The organism is Limobrevibacterium gyesilva (genome assembly GCF_025989185.1).
Taxonomy (GTDB): Bacteria; Pseudomonadota; Alphaproteobacteria; order Acetobacterales; family Acetobacteraceae; genus Limobrevibacterium; species Limobrevibacterium gyesilva.
The window spans coordinates 18,312-35,447 of the sequence record NZ_JAPDNT010000024.1; the positions used below are offsets into that span (position 1 = coordinate 18,312).

Genomic DNA, 17,136 nt, shown 5'->3' on the forward strand with positions numbered 1-17,136 from the left:
AAGGACGCCCAGGGAGATGGCCGCCATGAACCTCGCGACCATGCTCGCCGCCCGCGCCGAGTCCGGGCGGCCCATCCGCATCGGTCTGATCGGCGCCGGCAAGTTCGGCACGATGTTCCTGGCCCAGCTCCGTCGCACCGCCGGCATGCATCTCGTCGCCATCGCCGACCTCGCGCCCGCCCGCGCCCGCGCCAACCTCGCCGCCTGTGGCTGGCCCGCGGAGCGCTACGCTGCCGGCTCGTTCGCCGAAGCCTGGCAGCACGGCACGACCTTTGTCACCGACGACGCGCCGTCCGTGCTCGCGCATGACGGCATCGAAATGGTGGTGGAGGCCACCGGCGACCCCGCCGCCGGCATCCGCCACTGCCTCGGCGCCATCGCCAGCGGCAAGCACATCGTCATGGTCAACGTGGAAGCCGATGCGCTCGCCGGCCCCTTGCTGGCCCGGCGGGCTCGCGCTGCCGGGGTGATCTACAGCCTGGCCTACGGCGACCAGCCGGCGCTGATCTGCGAGCATGTGGACTGGGCCCGCACCTGCGGGTTCGAGGTGGTCGCGGCCGGCAAGGGCACCCGCTACCGCCCGGCGTTCCACCGCTCCACCCCCGACACGGTGTGGGAAAACTTCGGCCTGACGCCGGAGAAGGCCGCCCGCGGCGGCATGAATCCCAAGATGTTCAACAGCTTCATCGACGGCAGCAAGTCCGGCATCGAGATGACGGCGGTGTGCAACGCCACCGGCCTGACCCCGCAGCCGAACGGCCTCGCCTTCCCGCCGGCGAGCTGCACCGACCTCGCCCGCGTCTGCAAGCCCGCCGCGCGTGGCGGCACGCTCACCCACAAGGGCACGGTCGAGGTGGTGTCCTCGCTCAACCGCGACGGGACGCCGGTGGCGAACGACCTGCAGATGGGCACCTATGTCGTGGTGGAGGCGGGGCACCCTTACGTCCGCCACTGCGCCGAGGAATACCGGATGCTGCCCGACGACAGCTTCGAGCACATGGCGCTGTATCGCCCCATCCACATGATCGGGCTGGAGATCGGCATCTCCGTCGCCTCCATCGCCCTGCGCGGCGAGCCGACCGGCGCGCCGAACGGCTTCCGCGCCGACGTGGTCGCCACCGCCAAGCGTCCGCTCGCCGCCGGCGAGGTGCTGGATGGCGAAGGCGGCTACTGCGTGTGGGGCAGGCAGATGCCGGCCGACCGGTCGCTGGCCTTGGGCTGCCTGCCGCTGGGGCTCGCGCATCGGGTGACGCTGAAGAACCCGATCGCCGAGGGCCAGGTTGTGCGCTGGCGCGACGTCGCGATCGACGAGTCCGACCCCGGCGTGCGCATTCGCCGCGAGATGGAAGCGGTCTTCGCCCGCCCTGACGCGCTTCCGGCGTGACGGCGCACGCCGGAAGCGCAGCAGCCCCCTGTTTCAGCGCGCGACGTCATCAGGCGGCGCCCTTGCTCGCTCCGGCGAGTCCCTCCAGCGCCAGCGCGGCAGCCGCGGCCTCGTTGCGGGCCTCGAAAAGCTTGAGATAGATGCCATAGGCAACACCGTGCGCCGCCTTCCAGCGCGGATCGGCCTGCGAGCGCATCTGCGACGGCGCCATGCGGTCCAGCGCCACGAACAGGTCGGGCTGCACCCCCGCCGCCACCGCGGCCACCATGGCGGTGCCCAGCAGGACCGGCTCGGCCGTGCGCGAGAGCGTCAGGTCGCATCCCAGCGCATCGCGGTACAACCGCACCAGCAGCCGGTTGCGCGCATGCCCCCCTGACAGCGCCACCCGGTTGATGGCATAGCCGTGCCCGTTCATGTGCGCGATGATCTGGCGCGCCTGCAGCACCAGCGCCCGGGCGGTCGCGTAATAAGTCTCCAGGAAGGCGCCGTAGCCGATATCTTCGCCCTGGCCGGTGACCAGCGCCCGCAGGCTGCCATCGCCCAGCGGCGAGCGGTTGCCGAGCCAGTCCGGCACGATGTGGCGGCGCGCCGCGAAGCCGGGGCCCACGCGGTCCAGCAGGTCCAGGATCTCCGCGGCCGTATCCTCGTGGGTCTCGGGCGTGGCCAGCCGTGGCCCGCCGGGATGGTGCGCCAGCAGCGCATCCAGGGCCGCGCCGGTGCAGGACTGGCCGCCTTCATGCAGCCACATGTCCGGCAGCACGGCGCCGTAGAACGGCCCCCAGATGCCGGGGATCATCCGCCGCTGCGCGGTCACCGCCATGAAACAGGTCGAGGTGCCGCCGATCAGCGCCAACGTCGAGTCCGCCCGCCCGGCGATGCCGCGGCCCAGCACCCCCAGCATGCCCGCCTCGGCGTCGATCAGCCCCGCGGCCACCGGAATGCCTGCGGTGAGTCCCAGGAACGCGGCGACGTCCGGGCTCAGCGTGCCATGCGCCTGGCCGACCGGCACCGGCGGGTCGGACATGGCCCCCATCGTCCAGACTGCCTCGAGGCCGAGCCGCTCCAGCAGGCGGTACCGCCAGCCGCCATTGGTTTCATCCTTCGGCAGGTACGGCCATTTGGCCGCCCGCGGGCACAACGAGTGCGCGTCCACGCCGGTGGCCCGGCGCGCCAGCTCATCGCACAGGTCGCGCACGCCGGTCACCCGCGCCCAGGCCGCCGGCGCCCGCCGCTTCAGCCACAGCAGCTTCGGCAGATGGTTCTCGGGCGAGAGCACGCCGCCCATATGCGCCAGCCACCCATCGCCGGTGCGGGTGATCTCGTGCGCCTCGGCCTCCGCGCGATGGTCCATCCAGCAGAACACGTCGGCACCGCCTTCCAGCGGCGCGGCCCCGTCATGGCCGAGCACCAGCGAGGCGGTGGCGTCGAACGCCAGGCCCACCACCTGCTGGCCGGCCCCGGGAACGCTCTCCAGGCAGGCATGGATGGCCGCGCAGACGGCGTTCCAGACGGAGTCCATCCGGTAGACCGCATGGTCCTCGTGCGGCCGCAGCAGGCTCAGCTCCTGCGACGCGGTGCCCAGCACGCGCCCGGCCGGATCGAACAACCCCGCGCGGGCGGCGGCGGTTCCGACATCGACGGCGAGCAGGAGTGCGGTCATGGCCACGCAGTGTCAGGCCCGGCCGGCGGGATGTCCACACGGCCGGCCATAACAATCCGGCAGCCTTACGCGACGGCGGCGCGCGGCGCCTTGGCGTCGATCAGCCGCTGGTAGACGCGCAGGTAGTCCTCGGCCATGCGGCGGCTGGTCCAGCGCTTCTCGAACTGGCCGCGCACGCGGGCGCGGTCCAGCATGTCCAGCCGCCCGCAGGCGGCAACCGCCTCGTCGACATTCTCGACGATGAAGCCGGTGATGCCGTCATCCATCACCTCCGGCACGCTGCCGCGGCGCATGGCGATGACCGGGCAGCCGCAGGCCATGGCCTCGATCATCACCAGGCCGAACGGCTCCGGCCAGTCGATCGGGAACAGCAACGCCTTGGCGCCGGACAGGAAGGCCGGCTTCTGCGCATCGTTGATCTCGCCGATGAATTCCACATGGGCATGCGCCAGCAGCGGCTCGACCGATTCCTTGAAATACTCGGCATCCGCCTTGTCCACCTTGGCGGCCACCTTCAGCTTCACGCCCAGCGTGCCGGCGATCTGGATGGCGCGCTCGATGCCCTTTTCCGGCGAGATACGGCCGAGGAAGGCGAAATAGTCGCGCTCGCCCGCCACCGGCTGCGGCGTCAGCAGGTCCTTCGGCATGCCGTGCAGCACCGTCGCCGCCCAGCCCAGGTCCGGCACCGGCCTGCGCTGGCTGTTGGAGATGGAGATCAGCGGCACGTCCGGGAACATGCGGTAGACAGCGGCGAACTCAGGCAGGTCCAGCCGCCCGTGCAGCGTGGTCAGGAACGGCACGTTCTGGCGCGAGAACAACGAATTGGGGAAATAGTCGATGTGGAAATGCATCACATCGAACTGGTCCTTGCGACGATAGACGTATTCGACCAGCAGGTTGTAGGTGGCCACCCAGTCGCGCACGTCCGGGTCGAGGCGCAGCGCGCGCGGCCAGGGCGCATCCAGCTTCGCCGAGGTGACCGAGTCGCCCGACGCGAACAGGGTCACGTCATGGCCCATCGCCACCAGTTCCTCGGTGAGCGAATACACGACACGCTCGGTGCCGCCATACAGCTTGGGGGGCACTGCCTCGAACAACGGTGCAATCTGGGCGATACGCATGGCCTGAAGCCTCTCCGGTCGGTTGGACGTGCGCTGGTTAGGCATTGAACGTGGCGAAAACGCGGCGTGTCCGTGTCCGGCATGCCGCGTTCGGCCCGATGTCATGCGGTTCGCCGTTTTTTCATCAACCGTTCGTACAACGCCACGTAATCCTCCGCCATGCGCCGTGCGGTCCAGCGCTGCTCGAACCGCTTGCGCACCGCTTCCCGGTCCAGCGTGTCCAGCCGCGCGCACGCGGCCACCGCCTGGTCCACGCCATCGACGATGAAGCCGGTAAGCCCGTCCTCCACCACCTCCGGCACCGAGCCGCGGCGGAAGGCGACCACCGGGCAGCCGCAGGCCATGGCCTCGATCATCACCAGCCCGAACGGCTCCGGCCAGTCGATCGGGAACAGCAGCGCCCGGGCGCCGGACAGGAAGGCCGGCTTGGCCGCGTCGTCGATCTCGCCGATGAACTCCACGGCGACCCCGTCCAGCAGCGGCGCCACCACCTCGGCATGGTAGGGCGCGTCCTCCTCGCCGATCTTGGCCGCCACCTTCAGCTTTACGCCGCACGCCCTGGCGATGCGAATGGCGCTCTCGATGCCTTTCTCCGGCGAGATGCGGCCGAGGAAGGCGAAATAATCCTGCTCCCGCGGGACCGGCCGCAGCAGGTCCCGGGGCATGCCGTGCAGCACCGTCGCCGCCCAGCCCAGCCCCGGCGCCGGCGCGCGATGGCTGTCGGAGATCGACACCAGGTTCGCGTCGGGAAACAGCCCGTAGATGCCCGGCACCCAGGCCTGGTCCATCCGCCCGTGCAGCGTGGTCAGGAACGGCGTGTCCTGGCGCGTGAACACCGAGAACGGATGGAAGTCGATATGGAAGTGCAGGACGTCGAAATCCGCCGCCTGCCGCCGCACCAGCTCGATCATCCGGGCATAGGGCGCAGCGTTGTACTCGAAATTGCGGGCAAACCGCTCGGCCACCTCGCGCACCGGCACCAGCCGCGCCGAGGTCGTGCTGTCCCCGGTCGCGAACAGCGTCACGTCGTGGCCCATCGCCACCAGTTCCTCGGTCAGCCAGTGCACCACGCGCTCGGTGCCGCCATAGCGCCGCGGCGGAACCGACTCGAACAGCGGCGCGATCTGGGCGATTCGCATGGCAGGCAGGACCTCTCGACTGGCTGGGGGGCCGTGGAATGGGAGGCGAATATGGCGGAATGCCGGCGCCCCGGCCACGACAGCAGGGAATGGCGGCAGACGCTGTCAAAATTGGGCCGCATTGCCGGCGCAACGTCCCGGCACTGCGACACCAGAGAAGTACCCCGCCCGTGAAGCACGTGCCGCCCGCCCCCATCACCCGCTACCAGGGCCGCCCCCTGGCCTTCCTGCTGCACTACGTGCGCCGGCACCGGCTCGGGCATGGCGTGATCCTCGCCGCCGTCGTGCTGGCGGTGGTCGCCTCGGTCTGCACCCAGTACGGCCTCAAGGGCCTGATCGACGTGGTCTCCCACGGCCCCGGGGGGGGCGGTGGCGACGTGTGGGCGGCCTTCGGCGTGCTGTGCGCCCTGATCGCGGCCGACAACCTGATGTGGCGCGTCGGCGGCTGGGTGGCGGCGCATGTGTTCGTGCGCGTCACCGGCGACGTGCGCAGCGACCTCTTCGTCCACCTGGCCGGCCACGCCCCCAGCTATTTCTCCGAGCGCCTGCCGGGCACCATGGCCAGCCGCATCACCGCCACCTCGAACGCCATCTTCCAGACCGAGAACACCAGCGCCTGGAACGTGCTGCCGCCGTGCCTCGCGGTGGGCGTGGCCATCATCCTGATCGCTTCGGTGAACCCCGCCATGGCCGCGGCGCTCGCCGCCGTCAGCCTGGCCATGGCCGCCGTGGTCTTCTGGCTCGCGCGCAACGGCACGCCCATCCACCGCACCTTCGCCACCAGGGCCGCCAGCGTGGACGGCGAGCTGGTGGATGTCATCAGCAACATGCACGTGGTGCGCGCCTTCGGCGCCACCTGGCGCGAGCACGGCCGCATCACCGGCCGCATCAACGAGGAAATGGCCGCCCGCCGCCACAGCCTGCTGTACCTGGAAAAGCTGCGGCTGCTGCACGCGGTGATGACCGCGCTGATCACCGCCGGCCTGCTGGCCTGGGGCGTGGTGATGTGGCAGCGCGGCCAGGCCTCCGCCGGCGACATGGTGCTGATCTGCTCGCTCGGCTTCACCATCCTGCACGGCACCCGCGACCTCGCGGTGGCGCTGGTGGACCTCACCCAGCACATCGCCCGGCTGGACGAGGCGATCTCCTCCCTGCTCACCCCGCACGAGTTGCCGGATGCCACCAACGCGCCGGCCCTGCAGCCCGGTCCCGGCCGCGTCGCCTTCGAGCATGTCCGCTTCGGCTATCCCGGCCGCGCCCCGGTGCTGAAGGACCTGAACCTGGTGATCGAGCCCGGCCAGCGGGTCGGCCTGGTGGGTGCGTCCGGCGCCGGCAAGTCCACCGTCATCGCCCTTCTGCAGCGCTTCTACGACGTGCAGTCCGGCCATGTCCGCATCGACGGCCAGGACATCTCGACCATCACCCAGGAAAGCCTGCGCGGCATGCTCGCGATCGTGCCGCAGGACATCAGCCTGTTCCACCGCACGGTGCTGGAGAACATCCGCTACGCCCGTCCCGAGGCCACCGAGGCGGAGGTCCTCGCCGCCGCCACCATCGCCCGCTGCCGCGACTTCATCGAGGCGCTGCCCGAAGGCTTCGCCACCATGGTCGGGGACCGCGGCGTGAAGCTGTCCGGCGGCCAACGCCAGCGCCTGGCGATCGCCCGCGCCCTGCTGAAGGACGCGCCGGTGCTGCTGCTGGACGAAGCGACGTCGGCGCTGGACAGCGAGTCCGAGCAGGCGATCCAGGTGGCGCTGGACAACCTGATGCACGGCCGCACCGTCATCGCCATCGCCCACCGCCTCTCCACCCTGCGCAACTTCGACCGCATCGTGGTCATGGATGCCGGCCGCGTCATCGACGACGGCCCGCCGGACGCGCTGGCCGCGCGCCCGGGGCCGTATCGCGAGTTGCTGCGCAAGCAGATGATGGAAGACCTGCCGCAGGTGGCCTGACGGCAACGTTCGCCTCGCTCAGCGGACGGGCGGCGACCGCCCGTCCGCGTCAGGCCGAGAACGGTCCGGCCGGCGGCTTCCCGTGAGAAGCCGGCTTCGCACCGCCCCGGTGGATCCGGCTCCATTGCGCGGAGAAATAGGCCAGCACGGCACTGAAGCCACAGAAGGCCGCAATGACCACAAGAAGGTAGAGTAGCTGACCTGTCGGCATGGCTGGTCCCCTGCAAAGACATCGGCCGGATTCCAGCGAAACGGCGCCGCCGCGGCATTGATTCAGGTCAAACCAGGGGCGTGCGTCCCCCTTGTCCGGCCGAGCAACGCGATCACCTTTCCCGGCAGGCTCCACCAAGGCCGACGAGGGCCGCATGCGGGCGAGCCTGCCTCCGACGAACCGCGCAACGGTCCACTGATCCGGGAGAAGACGGCCGTCCAGGAAACAAGGGAGAGCAGCAGCCATGAGCGAAGGCCATGACGCGGGCAGGCCCGCATCGTTCAACGCGGCGGAAATTGGCGCATTGGCCCATCTGTATCGCGGAGAGCTCTATCGCAGCACCGTCTGGCGGACACGCCTGGACGCCACGACCAATTGGGCCGTCGTTTCCACCGGTCTCGCCTTGTCGCTGACGTTCAGCTCACCGTCGGCGTCGCCGTTGCCGCTGGTCGTGGTTGGCCTGCTGGTTGCCGTATTCCTGAACATCGAGGCGCGACGCTACCGCTTTTTCGACTTCTGGCGCGTGCGCGCGCACATCCTGGAGACCCAGTTCTTCGGGCCGATCCTGCTCGGGCGGGGCGTGCAGATCGGCAACGGCTGGAACGAGACCCTTTATCAGGACTACCGCATGCCGCGCCTCCACATCACCTATCCGGACGCGCTGGGCCGCCGCCTGAGGAAAAACTACAGCTGGATCTTCGCGATCCAGGTCACGGCCTATCTTGGCAAGCTGGTCATCCATCCTGCCCCGATTGCCTCGCTGGACGATCTGTGGGCGCGCGCCGCGATCGGCCCGGTCCCGGGGCAGCTCGTGCTGCTGGCCGGGCTGGCCTTTCACGCGACCTGGCTGGCGATCGCACTTCTGACGTTGAAAGGCCGTCGCGGCAGGGGGCAGTCCAGGACGCTTCCCGCGCGCGACTCTGTCCTCGAACTCGCACGGGAAGCAGCATGAGGATATCGTTTCCGGCCCGCCGGAGCTCGCGCCCCTCCGGAACAAAGCCGTCCGCCCGGCCTACCCCAGCATCCCCGCCACCGCCCCGCTGGTGCAGGTGGCGAGCGTGCCCGCCAGAATGGAGCGGAACCCCAGCGCCACGATCTCCTGCCGCCGCTCCGGCACCATCGCGCCCAACCCGCCGACCAGGATGCCCAGGCTGCCGAAATTGGCGAACCCGCACATCGCGTAGGTCATGATCAGGCGCGAGCGTGGCGACAGCGTCTCCGGCGGCAGCGCCGCGAGGTGCAGATAGGCCACGAACTCGTTCAGCACCGTCTTCGTCGCCATCAGCGCGGCCGCGTCCGGCGCCTCGGACCAGGGAATGCCGATCAGCCACATCACCACCTGGAACGGCCACGCGAAAATGCGCTGCAGCGTGAGCGCATGGTCGAACGGCAGCACGGCGAGCATCATGTTCAGCAGCGTCACCAGCGCCACCGTCACCAGCAGCACGGCAACGATGCCCACCAGCACCGGAATACCGTCGGCCGTGCCTTTCACCACCGCATCGAGCGCACTGACCGGCGCGTGCGGCAGCGCCAGCCGCGCCGCCTGCTCGCCCGGTCCGAACGGCACCATCAGGGCCGCGATTGCCAGCGCCGCCGGCGTGCTGATGACCGAGGCGATCAGGATGTTGCCGAGCGCATTCGGGATCACCGGCCCCAGGATCGCCGCGTAGATCACCATCACCGTGCCGGCGATGCCCGCCATGCCGCAGGTCATCAGGGCAAAGATCTCGCCGCGCTGCATGCGCGCCAGCCACGGCCGCACCAGCAGCGGCGCCTCGATCATGCCCACGAACACATGCACCGCCGCCCCCAGCGCCAGCGCGCCGCCCACGCCCAGCCAGCGCCGCAGCAGCCAGGCGAAGCCGCGCATCACCTGCTGCAACACGCCCCAATGGAACAGCAGCGACGCCAGTGCGGAAATCACCAGCACCAGCGGCAGCGCCTTGAACGCCAGGATGAAGCTGGCGCCGGGATGCGTCTCCACGAACGGCAGCGGCGGGCCGGCGAGATAGCCGAACACGAAGCTTGTGCCGGCATCGGTCGCACGCTGCAGTGCGTCGGCGGCGTCGTTCAGCAGCAGGATCGCGCGCGTGGCCGGGGGAAACCCGATCAGCAGCAGCGCCAGCGCCGCCTGCAACAGCACCCCGCCGATCACCGTGCGCCAGGGAATGCGGGCCCGGTCCTCGCTCAGCACCCAGGCCAGCGCCAGCAGCGCCGCGATCCCAGCCAGACCCTGCAGCATCCTGGTTCTCCGGAGGTCTGGCCGGCGCCGCTCAGTAGCCTTCGTTCAGCGTCAGCAGCGGGAAGGCGCTGTGCACATGCGGCGACACCACCGGCGGCGCCGGATGCACGAAGCTGCGGTCCAGTTGCGCGAAGCTGGTGGCGCCGACGAGTCCCAGGCACTCCTCGATTTCGTCCTCGAGGATCTCCAGCAGCCGCACGATCCCCGGCGCCCCCTCGGCCGCCAGGCCATACAGATACAGCCGGCCGAGCACCACCAGGTCCGCCCCCAGCGCAATGCCCTTCAGCACGTCGCTGCCGCGGCTGAATCCGCCATCGACATATACTTTCGCGCGCCCGGCCACCGCCGCGATCACTTCCGGCAGCACGTCGACCGCGCCGCGCCCATGATCGAGCTGGCGGCCGCCATGGTTGGAGACGTAGACGACGTCCACGCCCAGGCTGCAGGCCCGCTCGGCATCCTCGGCGGTGGCGATGCCCTTGATGATCAGCGGCAGCTTGTGCTTCGCCTTGAACCGCTCGACATGGCCCCAGTTCAGCCCGGCCTGATATTCCATCCCGGTGTTGTTGGCGCGCCAGGGCTTGCGGAACCGCTTGGCGAGGTCGCGCTCGCGCCGGCTGTAATGCGCCGTGTCCACGGTGATGCAGAACGCGTCATAGCCGGCATCGGCCGCGCGCCGCGCGTGGTCGTCGATGAACGCGTCGTCGCCACGCACATACAGCTGGAACACTTTCGGCCCCGTGCCCGCGGCGGCCACCTTCTCCAGCGACGGCTGCGTCACCGAGCTCACGAACACCGGCACGCCATAGGCGCCCGCTGCCTGCGCGACCGTGGCGCCGCCGCCGGCGTCGAAGGATTCCAGCGACCCTACCGGCGCCAACGCTACCGGCAGGCGGATCTTCCGGCCGAGGAAACTATGGCTGCAATCGACATTGGCGACATCCACCAGCACGCGCGGCCGGAAGGCGATGCTGTCCAGCGCCAGGCGATTGCGGCGCAGCGTCGTTTCGGTCTCGGTGCCGCCGACCAGATAGTCCCAGATGAACTGGTTCAGCTTCAGCCGCGCCGCCTTGACGAACTCATGCAGGTTCAGGAACTCGGCGTCGGTCGCGTTCCGCCCATCGGTGTTATCGCGCATGGCTTGTTTCCCCGTCCGGAATTGCCCGCGATCCTGCGACAGGGTGCGCCGCGCGGCAAGGCGCGCCGGTCAGAGCAGACCGCGCTGCGCCAGATTGCGCATCAGCGCCCCGGCCCCGAAGCTCCAGCGTTCGCACTGGTCGGTCGGGCGGATGCGGTTCACCAGCCGGCCCAGCTTCGGTGCCGAGATGGTGACGATGTCGCCCTCGCGATGCGTGAACCCCTTGCCCGGCGCCTCGCGGTCCTCGATCGGCGCGAACATCGTGCCGAGATACAGCACCGCCCCATCCGGAAAGGCGTGATGCGCGTTCAGCATCTGCCCTGCGAGGTCGGCAGGGTCGCGGCTGATCCGCGCCATCGACGACGATCCCTCCAGGCGGAAATTGTCGGCCCCCTCCACCGTCAGCGACACCACGGTCTGGCGCACGTCGTCCAGCGAGAAGCTTGCATCGAAGAAGCGGATGAACGGCCCCACGGCGGTCGAGGCGTTGTTGTCCTTGGCCTTGCTCAGCAGCAGCGCCGAGCGCCCCTCGATATCGCGCAGGTTCACGTCGTTGCCCAGCGTGGCCCCCTGGATGCGCCCGGCGGAATTCACCACCAGCACGACCTCCGGCTCGGGATTGTTCCAACTCGATCCCGGATACACGCCGGCATCCATGCCGGTGCCGACAGCGGCCATCGGCTGGGACTTGGTGAAGATCTCGGCGTCCGGCCCGATGCCCACTTCCAGGTACTGGCTCCAGGCGCCCTGCCCGATCAGCACCTGCTTCAGCGCCATCGCCTCCGCCGAACCGGGCCGCAGCTTTGCGAGATCGTCGCCGATCAGCCGCTGCACCTCGGTGCGCAGATGCGCCGCCGCCGCCAGATCGCCGCGCGCGCGCTCCTCGATCACCCGCTCCAGCATCGAAATCGCGAAGGTCACGCCCGCCGCCTTCACCGCCTGCAGGTCGATCGGCGCCAGCAGCCACGGCTTGCCGGCATCGCGCGCCTCGACCGGCGTGTTGGCCAGGATGGCGTCGAGGCTGCCGAGAGTCTCGCCCTCGGCCGCCCGCAACGCCGCCGCCGGATCGTCCGCCTCGCACAGATCGCGCATGGTCGGAAAGCTGCGCGAGACATCGAACACGCCCTGCCCGCGGATCGCCACCACCGACGGCCCCTGCACATCCGGCCGCCACACCCGGCCGGCCAGCGCACCGGTTGTCCCGTCGACCGGCAGCACCGATGCGATGGCGTCATGGAACGTGGTCATGGCGGCGCTTTCCTCCGGTTGTTGCGGGCGACTCTAAGCGGCACCCGCAACCACCGGCAAGTCAGCGTCCCAGCACGTCCCCCGCGCCGGTGCGTTCCACGATCAGACCGTAATGCTCGGGCCGCCGGTGCTTCGCGAAGTTGAAGATGCTGGTCTTGTAGCTGTTGCACAGATCGAGGTCGCAGCGCGCCACCTGCAGCTCGTCGCCCAGCGTCGTGCACTGCACCACCACCTCGCCGGATGGGGCGATGACGCAGGACTGGCCGATCTGGTCGACACCCTCCTCCACCCCAGCCCTGGCGACACCCACCACCCATGTCCCGTTCTGATAGGCGCCGGACTGCATCACCAGCTGGTTGTGGAAATTGCCGAGGTCGTCGGTCTCCGGCATCGCCGGATTGTGCACCGGCGTGTTGTAGCCCAGCAGGATCAGCTCCGCCCCCTGCAGGCCCATCACCCGGTACGATTCCGGCCAGCGGCGATCGTTGCAGATCATCATGCCCACCCGTCCGCCGAAGGCGTGCCACACGGGGAAGCCGAGATTGCCGACCTCGAAATACCGCTTCTCCAGGTTCTGGAATGGATCGCCAGGCCGCCGGTCGGTGTAGCCCGGCAGGTGGATCTTGCGGTACTTGCCGATGATCTCGCCGTCCTTGCCCACCAGGATGGCGGTGTTGAAGCGCCGCTTGCGCCCGTCCTCGAAGGCCAGCTCGGCATAGCCGAGATGGAACCCCACCTTCAGCCGCCGCGCCGCATCGAACAGCGGCTGCACCGCGGGGTTCGGCATCGCCCGCTCGAACCAACTGTCCAGCTCGTCCTCGTCGTCGATCCACCAATGCGGGAAGAACGCCGTCAGTGCCGCTTCGGGATAGACAACCAGGTCGCAGCCCATGCGGGCGGCGTCCTCCATCAGCGCCACCAGCCGGACGACGACGTCCTGGCGGCTCTCATTGCGGCTGATCGGACCAAGCTGGGCGATGCCGACGTTCAGAATACGGGCCATGCTGCTCCTCCGTTGCCCCGCGACTCTGCCATGGCGCGCGCGATCAGCCCAGCGCACCCACCTCATGCGTCACCGCCGTTCCGATCTCGCGCACCAAGGCGAACAACCGCTGCATCGGCGCGAAGATCTCGGCGTGCTCGCGCATATAGGCCTCCACCGCGCGCGGCGCCCGCGGCTCGCCGTAGTCGCGGTCGGCGGCGGGATCGGGGGCGGCGGGAAACGCCTCGGCCAGAAATGCCAGCGCCGCCGGCACGTCCAGCCGCAGGATGCGCAGATCGAGCGCCGCGCGCGTCACCCCGTGGCGCGGCGAGAAATCGGGGATCGCGGTGGCCAGCAGCCAGATGCGATGGATCAATGTCAGCCGCAGCGCATGCAGCAGCATCTCGCGCGTGGCCATGCGCGGCACATCCGGCCAGGCCGCGCGCAGGGCCACGTGGTCGGCCTGGATGCGCCGGAACATCGCCTGCGCCGGCGCCCACAGATCCAGCCGCTCCAGCCCGCGCGCCACCAGCACCAGCGCCTCCCGCCGGCCGGGGAGGCGAGCATGCGCGGCCCGGTCCAGCCACGTGCCGGGGTCCAGCGTGGCCACCACCGCGCGCAGCACGTAGACGTCGGAATGCGCCGCCGCATGCGCCGCCAGATCGAGCGCACCGCCGAAGCGCGGGCTGCCCTCGCGCAGCTCGGTGAACGTTTCGGGATGGCGCGCGGCGGCCGTGCCCAGGCCCTGCAGCGTGTTCGCGAGCCAGCCGAGCTGGTGCAGGATGGCGTTGTTCGGGATCGCGCGCAGCTCGCGCGGATGGCGGATGGTCGCCGGCCCGCCCATCCCGTCCGTCTGCCGCGCCGCCGGGCGCGAGCCCGTGGCGTCCAGCAACGCCGGCCCGAACGCGCCCAGCAGCGCCGCGTAGCCGGGGGCCTCGACCAGCTCCTGCATGCCGGCGCGGCTGGTGGCGAAGAAATCGGCGGCGAAATCGGCCTCGTCATAGATCGGATCGCCGGCCGGCACCGCATCCGGCGGGAACGCGTGCTCGGCGATGCGCGTCACCGTCGCCAGCGCCAGTTCCGGGGTGCCGAACAGCAGATAGCCATCCCCGCCCTGGAACGCGCTCTCCTCGCGCACCGCAATCCCCGCGGCAGCCAGCGCGCGCCGGCACCAGGGCGGCGACAGGTAGTCCAGCCGCGCCGCCAGCGATCCCGGATGCGCCCCGCGCCCGACGCTCTCGCCATGGGTGTCGAACAGCACCACCTCGACATCGGCCAGCCCGTGCCGGCCCAGCGCCTCGGCGATCTTCAGCCGCAGCCGCTCGATCAGATAGCTGGCGGCGATCTGCCCGACATAGCGGCCGGAATCCGAGTAGCCGAACTGCACGGCCAGCCGCCCGGTCGTCCGCAGATAGGCGCGCCAATGCGGGCTGCGCAGCGCCTCCTCCACCACTCGCGCGCCATGTTCCAGCGCGTCCGCCGTCTCGAACAACGGGCTGATCTCGACATGCCGCTCCACGCCGAACAGCCGCGCCAGCCACAGCGCCGCCAGCAGCGTGTAGCCGGTCTCGGTCTCCGCGATCAGGAAGCGGATCGGCGTCGCGCCGTCGATCAGCTTCACGATCTGCGCCACCGTCATCATCAGCCGCGCCGCCGAGGCCTGCTCGGCCAGCACCGCGCCGAAATCCACGCCGACCGGCCGCACCGCGTCCAGCGCCGCGTTGATGTCCGACAGCAGCCCGCGCCGGCGTGACGGGTCCTCCGGCGGGTCGGCCAAGCCCAGGCGCTGGCGCACCACGTTATGCACCTGCGCGGAATTGAGCCGCACATGCGTGTGCGCAAGCGACATGCCGTGCGCCAGAAGCCCCGCCCGCGCCACCGCCAGATCGAGCTTTCCCGCCTCCGGTGCCATGGCGATCGCGTCGTCGAACAGCGGCAACAGCGCGTCGGGCGTCACGAAGGCGGCATCCCGCCAGTCCACCAGCGCATGCGCGAACGCCACCGCCTGGTCGGGATCGGCCGTCTCCGGGCAGGCCGCGATCTGCGCGGCCACCGCCGCCAATGCCGCCGCCACCAGCTCCGCCAGCCGAGCCGCCGCCGGCACGCCGGCAACCTGTGCGTGCAGGCGGTCGAGTTGCAGCCGCTTCATGCGCAACCGCAGCCTTAGCGTATCCCACCAATGGATGTCGGTGCGCCCATCGGTGTCGTAGCCAACCCAGCTCGCCAGCACGACCGGGCGTGGCGTGATCGCCGTCCACCGCCCCGGCCAGGCATCGCGCGCCGCCGCCAGCAGCGATGCGGTCAGCCGGTCCAGCGCGTCGCGCCCATGCGTCATGGCGGCGACGGCCTGGGCGAATTCCTCCTCCAGCGTGATGCCGGCGGGGCGGTGCGACACGAAGCAGGCATCGGGCGGCCGGCCCGACGCCGCCTCCGCCAGCGCATGGGCTACCGGCTGGGGCAGCGCGAAGGTCGGATGCGCCGTGAAGACGGCGGCGAAGCGCGGCCGCTCGACCAGGGCCCGGAACGCCGCCAGCGGCACCGCGCTGTCGGCCGGATCGGGCCGCACCAGCCGCGCCGCCAGCCGCGCCAGCGCCGCCGCGTTGCCGGCATCGCCTGCGCCCACATAGGCGGCGAGCCGGCCGGCGCGATCGGCGAAGGCGCTGTCGCGCAGGAACCGCACCAGCGTTTCCAGCTCGGCCGCCGACACCTGGCCGGCATCGATCCGCCGCGATATCGCCAGCGACACCGCCAGCACCGGATTTCCTGACGGGTCCTCTTGCAGCCGCTCGCGCATGCGCTCGGTCAGCGCCAGCAGGTCGCGAGCGAGCGGAACGGCAGCAACAGGGTCCGGCACGGAATGCTGCATACGCGAAGACTGCGCGCGCGGCCGCGCCCGGCGCAAGCGTTCCGGCGCGCGCTATTCTACAGCCGGCGCAACGCCGCGCAGACCTGCGCCACCTGCTCGTCGGTCAGCTCGGGGAACATGGGCAGGCTCAACACTTCGGCGCTGGCGCGTTCGGTCTGGGCGCAGCGCGCGGGGCCCATCGCGACGCGGCCGCGATAGGCCGGCTGCAGATGCACCGGCATGGGATAGTGAATACCGGTGCCGATGCCCTCCGCACGCAGCCGCGCCTGCAGCCCGGTGCGGTCGGCCGCGCGCAGCACGTACTGGTGGAACACATGCGCAGCCCCGGCCCGCCGCGCCGGCGGTTTCAGTGCGCCGCCCATCAACGCGTAATCATACGCCGCCGCAATCGCCTGCCGCCGCGCGTTCTGGGCATCGAGATGCGCGAGCTTCACCCGCAGCACTGCCGCCTGGATCTCGTCCAGCCGCGAGTTCACGCCCACCTCGTCGGAGATGTAGTGGGTGTGCCAGCCATATTGCCGCAGCGCCGCCACGCGGGTCGCCAGCGCGTCGTCATGGGTCGCCACCACGCCGCCATCGCCCAGCGCACCGAGATTCTTCGTCGGATACAGGCTGAAGCAGGATATTTCCGTGAAGGTTCCGAGCTTCCTGCCGTCCAGCGTCGCCCCATGCGCCTGGCTGCAATCCTCGATCACCGCCACGCCATGCGCCGTGCAGGCCGCCATGATCGGCGCCAGATCGGCGGCCTGGCCGTACAGATGCACGGGGATCACCGCCCGGATCGGCGGCAGCCCGGCCGGCGGCCTGTCCAGCACCGCCGCCAGTTCCACCGGGTCCATCGTGTAATGCGCGGGATCGATGTCGATCAGCACCGGCGTGGCCCCCACCATCTCGATCGCCGCCACCGTCGCCACGGCGGTGTGCGAGACCGTGGCCACCGCGCTGCCCGGCCCTATGCCCAGCGCGCGCAAGGCCAGCGCCAGCGCATCGGTGCCATTAGCGCAACCCACCGCCCGGGCGGTGCCGAGCCACGCGGCATACTCGCCCTCGAACGCACGGCCCTCGCCGCCCAGGATGTACCAGCCCGAGGCCAGCGCGCGCGCGACCGCCGCGTCGATCTCGGCCTGCAGCGCGCGATAGCCCGCGCCGGGATTGGCCTGCGGAATGGTAATGACGGGAGCGTTCAT

Annotated in this window: 12 protein-coding genes; 3 read left to right on the top strand and 9 right to left on the bottom strand. The window is 70.3% G+C overall.

Annotated elements, in window-relative coordinates; translation table 11 throughout:
- Positions 1-25: 25 nt before the first annotated feature.
- Positions 26-1,384 carry an NAD(P)H-dependent oxidoreductase gene (locus tag OL599_RS19645; protein WP_264715611.1) on the top strand — a complete coding sequence of 453 codons (1,359 nt, stop codon included), beginning with the start codon at positions 26-28 and terminating at the stop codon, positions 1,382-1,384.
- 49 nt (positions 1,385-1,433) lie between these two features.
- On the opposite strand, the gene OL599_RS19650 is transcribed toward OL599_RS19645, so the two are convergent.
- The 3 genes from OL599_RS19650 to OL599_RS19660 form a co-directional block, all read right to left on the bottom strand.
- Positions 1,434-3,044, bottom strand: coding sequence for an FGGY-family carbohydrate kinase (locus tag OL599_RS19650; protein ID WP_264715612.1), 1,611 nt, complete (start codon positions 3,042-3,044; stop codon positions 1,434-1,436).
- Positions 3,045-3,109: 65 nt separating this feature from the next.
- The gene (locus OL599_RS19655; RefSeq protein ID WP_264715613.1) at positions 3,110-4,165 is read right to left on the bottom strand and encodes a glycosyltransferase family 4 protein; all 1,056 of its coding nucleotides are present in this window, start codon (positions 4,163-4,165) and stop codon (positions 3,110-3,112) included.
- A gap of 101 nt (positions 4,166-4,266) precedes the next feature.
- Entirely contained in the window at positions 4,267-5,304 is a 1,038-nt protein-coding gene (locus OL599_RS19660; RefSeq protein WP_264715614.1) for a glycosyltransferase family 4 protein, read from the bottom strand.
- Between the two features lie 179 nt (positions 5,305-5,483).
- On the opposite strand from OL599_RS19660, the gene OL599_RS19665 reads away from it, so the two are divergent.
- Positions 5,484-7,259 (top strand): ABC transporter ATP-binding protein, encoded by a 1,776-nt coding sequence (locus tag OL599_RS19665; protein WP_264715615.1) that lies wholly within the window; start codon positions 5,484-5,486, stop codon positions 7,257-7,259.
- 455 nt (positions 7,260-7,714) lie between these two features.
- Positions 7,715-8,422 (top strand): DUF2270 domain-containing protein, encoded by a 708-nt coding sequence (locus OL599_RS19670; protein WP_264715616.1) that lies wholly within the window; start codon positions 7,715-7,717, stop codon positions 8,420-8,422.
- A 60-nt stretch (positions 8,423-8,482) separates the two neighbouring features.
- Here OL599_RS19670 and OL599_RS19675 read toward each other — a convergent pair whose 3' ends face one another.
- The 6 genes from OL599_RS19675 to OL599_RS19700 all read right to left on the bottom strand — a co-directional run bounded on the left by OL599_RS19675 (position 8,483) and on the right by OL599_RS19700 (position 17,136).
- Complete coding sequence (locus OL599_RS19675; protein WP_264715617.1) at positions 8,483-9,715, bottom strand: NupC/NupG family nucleoside CNT transporter; 1,233 nt, start codon at positions 9,713-9,715, stop codon at positions 8,483-8,485.
- A gap of 31 nt (positions 9,716-9,746) precedes the next feature.
- Positions 9,747-10,853: an alpha-hydroxy acid oxidase gene (locus OL599_RS19680; protein WP_264715618.1), complete on the bottom strand. Its 1,107-nt coding sequence runs from the start codon at positions 10,851-10,853 to the stop codon at positions 9,747-9,749.
- Between the two features lie 69 nt (positions 10,854-10,922).
- Positions 10,923-12,101 (bottom strand): fumarylacetoacetate hydrolase family protein, encoded by a 1,179-nt coding sequence (locus OL599_RS19685; protein WP_264715619.1) that lies wholly within the window; start codon positions 12,099-12,101, stop codon positions 10,923-10,925.
- Between the two features lie 61 nt (positions 12,102-12,162).
- Complete coding sequence (locus OL599_RS19690) at positions 12,163-13,104, bottom strand: N-carbamoyl-D-amino-acid hydrolase (RefSeq protein WP_264715621.1); 942 nt, start codon at positions 13,102-13,104, stop codon at positions 12,163-12,165.
- A gap of 43 nt (positions 13,105-13,147) precedes the next feature.
- Entirely contained in the window at positions 13,148-15,949 is a 2,802-nt protein-coding gene (locus OL599_RS19695; RefSeq protein WP_264715622.1) for a phosphoenolpyruvate carboxylase, read from the bottom strand.
- Positions 15,950-16,005: 56 nt separating this feature from the next.
- Positions 16,006-17,136 carry a DegT/DnrJ/EryC1/StrS family aminotransferase gene (locus tag OL599_RS19700; RefSeq protein WP_264715623.1) on the bottom strand — a complete coding sequence of 377 codons (1,131 nt, stop codon included), beginning with the start codon at positions 17,134-17,136 and terminating at the stop codon, positions 16,006-16,008.